Below are 12412 nucleotides of genomic sequence, written 5' to 3'. Positions count from 1 at the left end.
CGGTGTCCGCTGTGTTGCAACCGGCTGTTCGACAGTAGTGTTGGCGATGGACCGGTAACGGTTTGGTTGGCCTCTTGGCAACTTAGGACCTGCGGGGCCCTCGGACTGCGCAACGAGATGATGTCGGCCTGGTATCGCGACAGCGTTGTATCTCGTGGGCAGGGCTCCAGATGGATCGCTCGAAGCAAGAGTTGACGCAGACACAGACAGCATCAGACGACGGTACTTCCAGCATCAACTATGAGAGAAAAACGTTTGCAGTACCGGCTACACGGAAAAACAGGTACCAACTATCCCGAATCGACATCCTAGGTTTAGTTCCGCTTCTTTTACGACCCTGTGTTGATGGGCTGGGTGCGGCAGTACTCGGTTTTTATTTCCTGTGGGGGCGTAGTCCAGTGCTTCGTGAAGCCGATTGGTGCCCCACCAGTACACCCACCGCAAGGTGGCAAGCTCAGCTTTCCCGGCCGTCGCCCACAATGCTAAGCGCGTGACATCGCAAAATCACGGCACCTATAGTGACTTCACAAAAATACAGCAGACTATGCACTTGGCCCCATTTTCAAAGATGACAGCTCAAGACGGTGGAAAAATACGACTCAAAGTGACAGCGCGTGCTTACGAGGGGGCACAATGCATGGAATCACGATATCGTCATGGTTCAATTCAAAGAGGCGCTGCCTGAGCACATTTGAGGTATAAATTACTCGCCCGTTTTCGTGTGCCGACTGACTCATTGCAAAATGCTTTTAAAGCTCGATGGTGCGATCCAGCGAAAGGTTCGAACAGAAGTATTCATCGTGGCTGACGACGAGTAACGCTCCGCGGTAGGCAGAGAGGACGTCGACAAGCCAGTCCACGGTGGGGATATCCAAGTTGTTAGTCGGCTCGTCAACTAGCAGGAACTGCGGTGCGGGGGACGCAAGCAGCACGCGCGCGCACTCGACGCGGAACCGCTCGCCTCCGGAAAGTTGCCTCACCGGTGCGTGGACACTGTCATTCTGGAACAATAGTTGCGCCAGCTTGTCGCGGATAAGCTGCAGGTCAGCCTGCGGATTGCTTTCCGCGACCAGCTCCCACACACTCTTTTCCGCCGGCAATGCGATGCGTTGGCGTAGGTAGCCGCAGGGCAGCGCATAGTCGACTTCGCCGCTGGCAATCCGATTGAGAAACGTAGTTTTTCCCGACCCATTGGCACCGGCGAGTCGAACACGTTCGGGGCCGACGATTGTCAACATCTCGCTGTCCAGAACGCGCGTGGCATTGGGAAGGCTGGTATCGGGAAGCTCGATGTGAACGTGAGTGTCCTCCCGCAACCTAAGCTGCGCCAAGTCATAACTTGCCCGAGCTTGTGACACCGAGGCTGCGGCATCACTGGCACGCTTGGCTGACGAGACCTGAGATCGGTTCTTATCGTTTCCCATGGCCATGCCGGGCTTGCGTTTGGAGGTAGCGAACTTTCTCCCACGGCGGGCGTCACGGGCGAGCCGTGTCTGCATCTCGGCACGTTGTCGAACTTCCTTGTGATAGGAGGCTCTGGCCTCACTTACTTCCGCCCGCACGGCTTCCTGTTCGTGGTCGATGGTTTGACGGTAGTGCTCAAAGTTTCCGCTAAACATACGTAATGAGCCGTGATAGAGCTCAGCGATCTCGTCAGCGTGGTTGAGCAGCTCCCGATCGTGCGAGATGACCACCATGGGCACCTGGGAAGAGTCAATCATATGTAGGAGGCGCTCCTTGGCGGCGGCGTCGAGATTGTTCGTGGGCTCATCAAGAACAATCATCTCTGGTTGGGAGAAAAACAACGCCGTCAGCGCCACAGCGACTGCCTCTCCTCCCGACAGGCTGCCGACGCTGCGAGTAAGAGAAAAATTCAATTCCGACGCGCTAAGGGCGGCCTGAATCCGTTCCTTTAGATCCCAGTTGTCAGCAACGATGTCCGCGAGTTCCTCGGAGTAGTTGCCCGCTTCGATCTCCGCTATGGCGTCTAAGATTTCGCGGGCTTTAAATACATCTGCGATGGTGTCGGTCACTTTGAGCCCTAAATCTTGGTCAAGGTAACCGATTTTAGGGGCCTCCACCGTGCCAGAAGTGGGTTGATAGATGCCGGCCAATACCTTAGCGAGGGTCGATTTTCCTGAGCCATTAGCGCCCACAAGACCGGTGAAAGGCGCAGTGAATGTAGCGCTTAAGTCTGAAAAACAAGGAGTGCCGTCTGGCCAGGCAAAAGAGAGATGGGAAAAAGAAATAGGCATGCCAAGTTCCGCCTTCGAGTCAACGATGAATAAGAGCGCGTCGAATTAGGAACGAATCTTCATAGGCCGAAACTGTACTTCAAACCAATCTGAGCGTCAAAGCTCACCAACTGTAAAAGCGCGCATGATGGTCTACTGGGGGTGTCCCTATGTTTTTGTCAAGCCCCAATCGGAGTTCTTAGGTGAAACTCTTGGGGATGGGTTCTAGGCACGGTTTATTGGGCCCATCAATTGGTGTTGGTGGGCCTGATTGCTGCTCGGCTTAAACTGCTACTGATTGTTTGGTAGGTGCGTTTCGGTAGAATTCCTTGTTTTGAGCATGGCGTAGATGACGTTACATCTACGTCTGGATAGGCACATGAGTGGGACGCATTGTGGCGTTTGCCTTTTGCTCTTTTGCGCCCGTAGTAGGTTCGGGACGTTTCGTGGCTTCGCATGGCAGCAAACGCTTCAGTAGAACAGAGCATTTTTCAGTCGCTTGTTTCCTGTATTGGATGGGAACTCACCTCGCATTGATGAGCCTGATCTTCGTGTTCCTGCATAGGCGGTCAGATGACCAGAGAATGCGAAGTGGGATCCATCACCGATGGAAAGCGGCATCTGCGCTGCGGTCTTGATGCCGATTCCCGGCATGCTGGATCCAAGACCTCGGAGGCAGGGAAATCCTCCAGCATGTCCTCGACCTGGCTGGTGATAGTTTCGCGTTGGGCTTTTAGTGCTTTAATGTTGGCTGTCAGCGAAAACACGCTCCAGGCTGGGGTAGATTTGGGTGAGCACGCTGCGTAGCCGGTTGACGGTTCTGGTGCAGTCACGAGGTATGTCATCGTCAAAGCCGGATAGCATCTTGAGGGCTGAGAGTACTTCGCTGTTTCGACCAACCGACCGCAGGGTGTGCGGCATTGTTCGTGCAGTATCGGCGATGATGAAGGCGTCGCGATTGTCGGTTTTCGCCTGTACAGGGTAGGGATCCGTGGCTTTTCGCATGGCCAAGCCTGGTAAGTAGCCGACCTGGCAACCGCGTTGACGGGCAACCGCAATGGGTAGCGCTCCGATGGTGTTGGGATTTGTCTACATCTAGGCCAAGGAAAATGTCGATGGGAGTATCCTGCGACATGGATGGTTCCTAGGGGGAAACGTGGTGGATTTGCCAGTCGCTGGTGTCATGGCATTCGTGGCGCACACCCACGTCTACATTGAGACCTGGAGATTCCGGCTGCGTCCCTATTAGCTGTCATCGAATGTCCTGGTGCCGGGTGGCACCACTCCCGGATTATTGAAACTACAGGGCGATTAAGTCATGCCCAGCCCAGCGACTATCCCCATTATCGGGGATGACTTCAAGGTAACGGGGCAGGTAAAGGGCTAAAAGGCCCGATCCTTAAGACCCTTCCGGCAACCAGTGCAGGTGATCCCTGATCGCCTGCACCACAGCCTGAGGCTTCTCTACCGGCAGGAAGTGCCCACAATCCGGCACAACGCGCACGTGGGTGGAGCTGAGCTCCACCAGCGCACGTGGGGGACGAGTGTCCTGCTCGCCGACGAGCAGCACCGTGTGCTCATCGCTTTTCGACGACCCCTCCATCGCGCCCAACCACTTGCGGAAAGCGGCCGGAGCCGGTCGCGTCCACCAATTCATATGTGCCAGTGCAGGGCGGAGTGCCCCACTGGCCAGGCTGTCAGACATGAGTTCCGCGGTCTGTTTCCCCTCGGGGGTCTCGGCGAACCCCTCTCCGGCGGTGGACATGGACTCGCTCACGATGCGGTCAATGAGCCGCTGCTGGCGAGCCTCAGCCGCCTGCGTGCTGAACTGATTGCGACGCAACCGCGGCATCCGTGGCCGCGAATCCCACCACGAACGGCGCAGCAGCGGAGCTAGGCTACTGCGGAAGTCCTCCGACCACGGGCTCTTCAACTGGTTGAGCCACACCTTCGGATGCGCAGCACCACAACCAATGATTCCGGAAACAAGATTCGGCTGCCGCGAGGCCAACGTCCACGCCACCCACGTGCCGAACCCCTGGCAGACCAGCAGTGCGGTCGAGTGCCCCAACGAGCGAATCGACGAGGCGATGTCCTGGGCCGCCTCGAACGGATCGTAGCCATGCGGTGTTCGGTCGGACTGACCGTAGCCACGCATAGAAATAGCCACAGCGTGCACGGGGAGGGGGTCTCCCGAGTCGTCGTTAAGCATTGGCAAAACCTCGCGCCATTCAAACCAACCGCCAGTCGAGCCGTGAATAAACAACACGAGCGGATCGGAGGGGCGGCCGCACTCGGCGATGTGTAGGCGCTGGCCGCGGACGTGAATGAGACGATGACGCCAGGGGCCGGTAAGAGAATCGCTGAGGGAGGTCATGAGGGGAAAATACCTTATCCGAAGGGCTTAAACCGGGACTGAATAAGACAAAAGGGCGAGACCAACAAAGTCCCGCCCAATTTCTTTCAAGCCTTTAGGTGTACATACCGTTCGGCTGCGAAGACTTCTTCGCCGACCCCGACGGCACGACCCCCTTCAGCTCCTGCATCGACTCGATGGTCTTCTCCGGCTTGCGGATCGACTTGACCTTCTTCAGGCCCAGCAGTGCCGCGACACCGGCGATGACCAGCATCAGAACGAAGACGATGAGGAATGCAGCCCAGGTTGGCAGCCAAACATCCAGCAGCCAGCCGAGGAAGAAGAAAAAGAAGAACGAGGAGTACAGCGCGACGACGCCGGCAACCGCGAAGAAGCCACCGCCAACTGCGCCCTTCTTAGCCTCGCCAGCAATTTCGGCCTTGGCCAGCTCAATCTCAGAGCGAACCAGAGCGGAAATCTGCGTAGAAGCATTAGACACGAGCTGGCCGATGCTGGCATCGCCCGAAGCGTTGCTATCCACATCACTCAGCGGGATAGCGGTAACACGCGGTTCGGTGCCGTCGGTAAAGAGACCCTTCGTATCGTCGTTGCTCACGTGTACTTCCTCCTACGCAGATGGTTGGAAAAGATGGTTTGAAACTTTAAAACTGCAGTTACAAACTGCCATACTACCTCTGATTGTGGGTAGGGCGCGCCATAAGGGCGAAAAAGCCAAGAACTCGTTCAAGTTTTTCTCATCTTTGACCATTTCTATATAAGTTTGTCACTTACTTAGCGGCGAAGAATTAGGGTGTGGGATATGAACAATCAGCCTGAGAACGTGCGTGGAGCCGATGGAATTGGTGCCGGTGCTGGCAATGGTGTTGGCAATGGCGCCGGTGCCGGAAAGGGTGGCCTAGCTGGCATGAGCCTGGGTGTGTCCTCCGTGTCGGCGAAGAAGCGTGCAGAGCGTGAGGCAGCGCAGGCGAAGGCATCTGAATCGGGTGCCGGTGGCGCTGACAGTGCTCCCGCCGCTGCTATTCCGCAGCTTGACCCCAAGGACCCCCTCGCGCCCCTGTGGCAGCTAGACGGCGTTGCGCACGCGGCTGATGTCGCGGCCAAGGCCATCCAGTCCGTCCACCGGCACAAGGCCAACCTGCGCAAGCACAACGTCACCGGTTCCGAGTCGGTCCTGCGTGGCGCTCGGGCATCGGCGTGGCTAGAAGGCGGCGAACCATCGCTTCCCGACGACGGCAACATCACCGACCCCGTGCTCGCAGCAGCCCTGCGGGTTGCCGACACCATTTCCCCGGAGTCGATTGGTGAGACCACCCGCGTGTGGCAGCGCGCTCCGCAGCAGGTGCTGGCCAAGTTTGCGTTGAACGCATCGCCCGCAGGTGAGACTGAAGACGGTTCCGAAGCGCGGATGAAGGCCGGCCGACCGGTCGGTGACGACAAGCTCTCATCCGCGATGAAGGAGCAGCGTCTGCACGTGCTCGGTGACTTCATCACTGGCCGCAGCCAGATTCATGCTGGCGTGCTCTCGGCGATTGTGCACGGTGAGCTGCTGACTCTGCGCCCCTTCGAGTACCACAACGGCATCATCGCCCGCGCCGCCTCGCGGCTGACAACTGTCGCAACCGGCCTGGATCCGCGTGGCTTGGCCGTGCCCGAGGTCTACTGGACCCGCCACCGACAGGAGTATTTCGAGGCCGCAGAGGGGTTCGCGTCGGGAAGCGCCGATGGCCTGCGTGCGTGGATTCTCCTGCACCTGGAAGGGCTGAAGGCCGGTGCCGTGGAAGCGCGCGGTATCGCCGAAGCGGTGTAGGCAGGCCGGCTGCTGGATGATGGGTTAGTCGGCCGTTGGCTCGTCGTCGTTTTTGCGCAGTGCCAACAGCGCCGCACCCGCGCCAAGCGCCAGTGTGACGCCGGCAAGAATTGCAGCATTGCGTTTCGACGGCGCGCGAAACAGCGGGACGGGATTCCGGAATTGGCGCACAGGCCACTCACGTTCCGTCGCAATCTTGCGCAGAGCGCGATCGGGATTGACCACAACGGGATGGCCGACTGCAGCCAGCATGGGCTCATCAGTGATGGAATCCGAGTATGCGAAGCATTCGGCCAGGTCGAACTGGCGTTTTTCCGCTATCCGACGCATCTGCACGGCCTTGTTTTCGCCTCGGCAGAAGAACTCCGTTTCACCCGTGAAGAGCCCATCGCGGACCTCCAGTTCGGTGGCCACCACGTTGTAGACACCGAGTGCCTGCGCAATGGGCTCAACAATCTGCCGAGCCGATGCCGAGATAATGAACACCTCATGCCCCTGTGCGCGGTGTTCACGAATGAGCTCCAGTGCCTCGGCGTAGATGTACGGCGTGATATTCTGCTCTAGGGTTTCGATGGCGACCTGGCGCAGCTCCCTGGCGCTGTGACCAGCGATAAGGGCGGAAAACTGCTCGCGGGTGGCCTCCATTTGCGCCTCATCGTGCCCCTGCGACATGTACAGGGCATGGCTGAGCGCCATTTGCAGCATGTCCGTCGGCGAAATGATGCCACGCTCGAGGAATTGCTTGTTGAACGCATATGCCGAGCTCTTGGCAATAATGGTTTTATCCAGGTCAAAGAACGCAGCGACGCGAGAGTTAGCAGCGACGCGAGAGTCCGCGGTGGCGGAGGCATCTTCCGCGATGCGTGTGTCCGTAGAAGCGTGAGACTGCGGCGTTGTTGACGCCTTGTTCTCGCCGGTGTTCATAGACTCTGAGCTTACCCATGGATGTCGGACCCGGGGAGAGCATTATGAGTGTTTAACTGCTGGGTGGGGGACTGGTGCGTGAGGGCGTGGCAGTTTCTGGGCGCGGTCGGGGCGGTGGCGTTTGGGCCGGTGCGGTCGTGGGCCTGGTGGCGATTGGGGCCGGTGGGGTTTGGGTCGGCGCGATTAATCGAGGAGACGTGACATCGAACATATTGGGCATTAAATCCTTTGAAAGATATTTGCAGATTCCTCGGGATATGTAATACTTGGACGTGGCTGGCCCCTTCTTGTTCTTTTTAGAAACAGACTGCGAGGCCGCCCCGGCTCAATCCCCCCCCCGAGCCGGTTAAAGACGCCTCGCGCCAATCCCCCCCCCGGCGCGGGGCGTCGCCCCTTTTTTGCCCCAATGTTGAGGGCTATGTAGTAAAAATTGCGGGCTGCAAATGTGAAACTGTGCGAGTTTATGACACTTTCAGTCCATTTTTCGTGCCATTTTTGACATAAACGCAGTCACTAACTCGCATCGACCCAACGCCACCTGACATAAACCTAGTCACTAACTTGCATTGCTCAGGTCGCGCAGTAGCCAGGTCGCGCAGTAGCCATAAGGCAAAGGCGACGTGGCGTTCTGCAGTTATCCACAGTCTGAAAATTATCCACAGACAGCGAGGTTTTGGCCCCTTGTGGGCATCATTGAATCCGCCCTGTAGTGCACGCTATGGCCATGGCAATCAAGAAACTGTCCATGGCTCAGCGAACCGAGGCTCCAGCAAATCCAGTAGTCAACGCCGTTGATGATGAGGCGCTGCGTGAAGAGGTTGCGCTCATAGTTGCTGCTACCGGTCGTGACTGTGTGCAGGAGACCGTGCCACCTGTGGCTGCAGCGCCAGTGGCTGCACAAGCATTTGCTTCGCCGCCAGCATCACCATCAGCATCAGCCCCAACGTCAGCTTCGGCAGGAGCGGGAGTTTCATCGGCCCTGTGGCGTCGGGCACCAGCGGTGTTCGTCGATGCACCGGCAGCCCGAAGATTAGCCGGGCGGCCTCATAGTGAGGGAGCAATCTTTCTGGTCCGCAGTGACACTGAGGCGGAAGATGCGCAGGTAGCGAAGGTTTTAGCACCTGTTTACAGCGCCAGTTTGCCCGCGGATAACGTCGATATTGTCGAGCTGCTCGGCCGTGGCGACGTACGCCCGGATGCTCCGAAGCCCTCCGATTACCAAAACCGCTCGAGCCTCCTGAACCACCAACACAGTCCAGCGTCACCTGCAAGCACCGACGTGATTACAGCACCGGGTACAGAGCCCGTACCGAACGTGCCGGCAACTACAACCGATTCCACGGCAACGTGCCTGATGTTGGTTCCTGCGGTCGGCGGTGCCGGTGCTTCCATCGCGGCGGCGGCGAGTGCATTGGTTCTTTCCCGCGAAAGGCCCATCTGCTTGGTGGACGCGGACGCACTGGCGGGAGGCATGGATCTGGTGCTCGGGATGGAAACGGAACCGGGACTGAGGTGGCAGGACTTCTCGGCTGCTGATGGCCGTCTCGACGGGGCGGCACTCTACGAAGCACTGCCATCCTGCCCGCGATCGCCCGCGCTGAAAGTGCTGACGTGGACTCGCAGTCGCACGCCCGAGCCGGCTTATAACCACGCCGGAGCGAACAACAATTTCGGCGGCGCCGGCAGAACCGACAGGCCCGGCAGGCCCGACAGGCCCGATGATGTCCGGCACATTGCCAGCACCATTAGTTGCCTTATTCATGCCGGAATTACGGTCATCGTGGACTGCCCGAAGCAGGTGGAGTACGTCACCACTCTCGGCGCGCTTGCCGATGACACCGTCATAGTCCTGCCCACCTCCGTTCGAGCTATCGCAGCCGCTGGTCCCTTGGTGAGTATCTGTGCACAGGCGGGGTTCACCCCAAATCTTGCGGTTCGGTACCAGCAGTACCGCGATATCAGTGTCGAAGAGGTGGAATACGCTCTCGACCTGCCCATTGTTGGTGAGATTGAGTACTGCAAGAAGGTAGCTCACGAGATAGATGTGGGCGGGCTCGCTGGGGCCGTCGGCAAGCTGACGCGGGGATTGGAAGCGATGTTTGCCCTTGTCGGCGGTGGTGGCGATGGATGACGTCAGGCTGTTGGCGGCAGTGCGGACGGCGCTTGCGGAGCGGCCTGGGGTGGCATCGCATAGCGAGGTCGCCGACATCATTCGCGCAGAGACCTCGGGGGTTGTCTCCGATGTGAAGGTGCTGGAGATTCTACGCACGATTCGTGAGGAAACGGTGGGCGCGGGCGTGCTGGATGCGCTGTTGCGACGCCCTGGTGTCAGCGATGTGCTTGTCACCGCGCCGGGCGAGGTCTGGGTCGACGCCGGCAACGGACTGGAGCGTGCCGAGATTTCCTTCGCGGACGAGGGCGAGGTGCGCGCGTATGCGGTGCGGCTCGCGTCGCGGTGTGGACGAAGGCTTGACGACGCGCAACCCTGGGCCGACGGCCATATTCCTGGTGGTGTCGGCGGCTGTGGTGTGCGAGTTCATGCAGTGCTTTCTCCACCGTCGGCGACCGGCACTCAGATTAGCCTGCGGGTGCTGCGCCCGGCTCGTCGTGGACTTGCGGAGCTATGCGATGTCGGGCTATTTCCACCGGAAATTCTGCCGGTGTTGCGGGGAATCGTGGCGGGACAGCTGTCGTTTATTGTCGCCGGTGGCACGGGTGCGGGAAAGACCACGCTATTGGCGGCGATGCTCTCAGAAGTTAATCCTGACCAGCGCATTGTGTGTATCGAGGACACTCCGGAGCTGCAGCCTCAGCATCCGCATGTGGTGAAGCTGGTGACCAGGGCCGCCAACCTGGAGGGCGCCGGTGCGATTGGGCAGCAGGAGTTGCTGAAACAGGCGCTGCGCATGCGTCCCGACCGCATTGTCGTCGGGGAGATTCGAGGCGCCGAAGTGGTGGATCTGCTGGCAGCGTTGAATACGGGGCATCGCGGTGGGGCGGGCACAATTCACGCCAACCGCATCGGGGATGTCGTGGCGCGCTTCGAGGCATTGGGGCTGATCGGTGGCCTTGGTCGCGTCGGGCTGCATGCGCAGTTGGTCTCGGCGGTGCAGGTGCTGTTGGTGGTCGAACGCGCTGATGTCCGCCGGCTGGCACAGATCGGGCTGCTGCGTGGTAACCCACCGGAGGTGGTGGAGGTCTGGACTGCGCGGGATGGGCCTGGGCCGGGGTGGGAAGCGTTGCAGAAGTTGCTGGTCGGCGGGGAACAACCGGTGGAATGACCAGAGGAAAAGTCAGGGGATTAGACGGGGAGATTAACAGCTATGGGGGAGGGATTTAGCGTGGCGATGCTCATTGGGGGCGCGGCTGCAGCAGTCGCTATCTGGCCGGACAGCTCGGCGGCGGCGCGCTCGCGAGCACTGGCAGGCCGTGGCCGCGAGGTGTCCGGCGGGCTGAAGTGGTTGCAGCGCATGGTTGGACTTGGTGCTGGTTCCACGGGGTCGAGTGCAGCAACCACTGGCAGTGCGAATAGAACTGCAGGACTATCAATCCTCATCGTCGCAGGTCCGGCGCTCGTGTTGCTGTGGCTCGCCGGGATTCCAGGTGTCATAGCCGGGCTGTTGCTGGGCCGCACCGCAGGGGCAGTAGTGCGCGCTGTGAGGGAGAGACGCTGTGAGCGTCGGGAAGCGGACAGCGCTGCGGTAGCGCTGGAAACCTTGACCGCACAGCTGCGCGCAGGAGCGGCGACATCAAGAGCGCTCAACGCGGCAGCAGCCGAATTGCGCAGGTCAGGGGATGAGACTGTGTTGGCCGACCATCTCGCGCACGCGGCGCATCGCGCGAACTTCGCCGACCCGTGGGAGACCGAAGAATCTTCGGAGCAACTGCGCCGGATTGGGCGAATGTGGATGGTGGCGCAGCAACACGGTCTGAGTTTGGCTGGGTTGCTGGACTGCGCGCGGGGTGATCTGCAGGCTCGTCAGGCGCATCGCTCACAGACGTCTGCCGCGCTGGCGGGACCACGCATGACGATCGCCATTTTGGCTTCACTGCCGGTGTTCGGTTTGGTCATGGGGCAAGCGTTCGGGGCTTCCCCATTCGAGTTCCTCAGTCGCGGTATCGGGGGAATTGTGCTGGTCATCGGTGTCGGGCTGGTGTGCGCGGGCATCGAATGGGCCGTCGCCATCATCGATCGTGCGGAGGCCGGACAGTGATCGCCGCCGCACTTCTCATCGCCGTCTACCTCTGCTTGCCGACGTTCAATCCCGTCCGCAGCCGACTGCCCGAATTGGTAGCCGAGTCGGATGCTCGTACGCGAGGAGGCGTACGTCGACAGGTGACCAATCGGGTATCGCAGATTGCCGCACAGTTGCGGGAACGTGTGCGAACTGTCATTGGCGGTGAGCGCATCAGCCCGGCTGTGCTGCTCGATGCCGCAGCGGCCCTCGACATCGTTGGCGCTTGTTTGAGCTCCGGTATGCCGTTGTCGCAGGCCATGGCAGCAGCCGCCGATGGTGCAAACCCTGAGCTGGCCGAGTCACTTCGACAGTGTTCCGCCAGGTTGTCCGTTGGGGCGCACTCAGCTTGGGACAGCCTCGCTGCCACACCCGCGCTCGTGCCGCTGGCGACAGCTGGGCGCCGCGCAAGCGAATCCGGCACCGTTCTGGCGCAGGCATTGGAGGACACCGCTGCCACGTACCGCAGTCAAGCGCACGATGCGGCGCAAGCCGTCGCCGAAAAGGCTGGTGTCCTCATTGCCGGGCCGCTGGCGTTGTGCTTTCTACCCGCGTTTGTGGTGCTGGGTTTGGTGCCCACCATCGCTGGGCTTGCCGACGAAATGTTTGCAGGACTGATGCCGTCATGAAGCGTGGACACTTCTGCGCCCAGCCTAGCGCGCTGGCACGCGCCGGATGCAGTGCTGGTTGCGCTTTCGGTTGCGTTCTCGCTTGCGCGCGCGGGCCGCCTGTTGCGCTGCAATCCAAGATGCGTCAACACGCATCAACGCGCGTCAACACACATCACGCCTCACAACTGACCTGTCACTCGACATCCACACAGGGGGGAAACACT

11 protein-coding genes and 1 pseudogene are annotated in these 12412 nt (G+C 59.8%); 5 read left to right on the top strand and 7 right to left on the bottom strand.

The window, feature by feature from the left end; all coding sequences use genetic code 11:
• Positions 1-329: 329 nt before the first annotated feature.
• The 6 genes and pseudogenes from NQ014_RS05355 to NQ014_RS05335 form a co-directional block, all read right to left on the bottom strand.
• Positions 330-465, bottom strand: a pseudogene (locus NQ014_RS05355) (IS3 family transposase); the annotation flags it as partial.
• Between the two features lie 284 nt (positions 466-749).
• The gene (locus NQ014_RS05350; protein WP_070832546.1) at positions 750-2255 is read right to left on the bottom strand and encodes an ABC-F family ATP-binding cassette domain-containing protein; all 1506 of its coding nucleotides are present in this window, start codon (positions 2253-2255) and stop codon (positions 750-752) included.
• 450 nt (positions 2256-2705) lie between these two features.
• Positions 2706-2855 carry a hypothetical protein gene (locus tag NQ014_RS10965; protein WP_371326292.1) on the bottom strand — a complete coding sequence of 50 codons (150 nt, stop codon included), beginning with the start codon at positions 2853-2855 and terminating at the stop codon, positions 2706-2708.
• Positions 2856-2975: 120 nt separating this feature from the next.
• The gene (locus NQ014_RS10960; protein WP_371326291.1) at positions 2976-3293 is read right to left on the bottom strand and encodes an IS110 family transposase; all 318 of its coding nucleotides are present in this window, start codon (positions 3291-3293) and stop codon (positions 2976-2978) included.
• 340 nt (positions 3294-3633) lie between these two features.
• Positions 3634-4611 (bottom strand): alpha/beta fold hydrolase, encoded by a 978-nt coding sequence (locus NQ014_RS05340; RefSeq protein WP_257074094.1) that lies wholly within the window; start codon positions 4609-4611, stop codon positions 3634-3636.
• A gap of 94 nt (positions 4612-4705) precedes the next feature.
• Positions 4706-5206: a phage holin family protein gene (locus NQ014_RS05335; RefSeq protein WP_257074093.1), complete on the bottom strand. Its 501-nt coding sequence runs from the start codon at positions 5204-5206 to the stop codon at positions 4706-4708.
• Positions 5207-5410: 204 nt separating this feature from the next.
• Between NQ014_RS05335 and NQ014_RS05330 the strand changes: the two genes are divergently transcribed.
• Entirely contained in the window at positions 5411-6418 is a 1008-nt protein-coding gene (locus NQ014_RS05330) for a hypothetical protein (RefSeq protein ID WP_101688036.1), read from the top strand.
• A 24-nt stretch (positions 6419-6442) separates the two neighbouring features.
• Here NQ014_RS05330 and NQ014_RS05325 read toward each other — a convergent pair whose 3' ends face one another.
• Positions 6443-7342 (bottom strand): HAD family phosphatase, encoded by a 900-nt coding sequence (locus NQ014_RS05325; RefSeq protein WP_257074092.1) that lies wholly within the window; start codon positions 7340-7342, stop codon positions 6443-6445.
• 724 nt (positions 7343-8066) lie between these two features.
• Between NQ014_RS05325 and NQ014_RS05320 the strand changes: the two genes are divergently transcribed.
• From NQ014_RS05320 to NQ014_RS05305, 4 genes are read left to right on the top strand one after another with little or no spacing between them, the layout of a single operon-like run.
• Entirely contained in the window at positions 8067-9473 is a 1407-nt protein-coding gene (locus tag NQ014_RS05320) for a hypothetical protein (RefSeq protein ID WP_257074091.1), read from the top strand.
• Positions 9466-10623, top strand: coding sequence for a TadA family conjugal transfer-associated ATPase (locus NQ014_RS05315; protein WP_257074090.1), 1158 nt, complete (start codon positions 9466-9468; stop codon positions 10621-10623). Before NQ014_RS05320 ends, NQ014_RS05315 begins: the two co-directional genes overlap by 8 nt.
• A 42-nt stretch (positions 10624-10665) precedes the next feature.
• Entirely contained in the window at positions 10666-11556 is an 891-nt protein-coding gene (locus tag NQ014_RS05310; protein WP_257074089.1) for a type II secretion system F family protein, read from the top strand.
• Positions 11553-12206: a type II secretion system F family protein gene (locus tag NQ014_RS05305; protein ID WP_257074088.1), complete on the top strand. Its 654-nt coding sequence runs from the start codon at positions 11553-11555 to the stop codon at positions 12204-12206. Before NQ014_RS05310 ends, NQ014_RS05305 begins: the two co-directional genes overlap by 4 nt.
• Positions 12207-12412: the final 206 nt, after the last annotated feature.

This window comes from Corynebacterium sp. 5QC2CO, from assembly GCF_024580435.1.
GTDB lineage: Bacteria > Actinomycetota > Actinomycetes > Mycobacteriales > Mycobacteriaceae > Corynebacterium > Corynebacterium jeikeium_D.
The sequence above is the reverse complement of the archived record's forward strand: the minus strand, read 5'-3'. Positions and strand labels throughout refer to the sequence as shown.

Bases quoted from the DNA above. Each gene is read 5' to 3' on its own strand.
- NQ014_RS05330 (WP_101688036.1), top strand. From the start codon at position 5,411: ATGAACAATCAGCCTGAGAACGTGCGTGGAGCCGATGGAATTGGTGCC.
- NQ014_RS05320 (WP_257074091.1), top strand. From the start codon at position 8,067: ATGGCAATCAAGAAACTGTCCATGGCTCAGCGAACCGAGGCTCCAGCA.
- NQ014_RS05340 (WP_257074094.1), bottom strand. From the start codon at position 4,611: ATGACCTCCCTCAGCGATTCTCTTACCGGCCCCTGGCGTCATCGTCTC.
- NQ014_RS05315 (WP_257074090.1), top strand. From the start codon at position 9,466: ATGGATGACGTCAGGCTGTTGGCGGCAGTGCGGACGGCGCTTGCGGAG.
- NQ014_RS10965 (WP_371326292.1), bottom strand. From the start codon at position 2,855: ATGCCGCTTTCCATCGGTGATGGATCCCACTTCGCATTCTCTGGTCAT.
- NQ014_RS05325 (WP_257074092.1), bottom strand. From the start codon at position 7,342: ATGAACACCGGCGAGAACAAGGCGTCAACAACGCCGCAGTCTCACGCT.
- NQ014_RS05350 (WP_070832546.1), bottom strand. From the start codon at position 2,255: ATGCCTATTTCTTTTTCCCATCTCTCTTTTGCCTGGCCAGACGGCACT.
- NQ014_RS05310 (WP_257074089.1), top strand. From the start codon at position 10,666: ATGGGGGAGGGATTTAGCGTGGCGATGCTCATTGGGGGCGCGGCTGCA.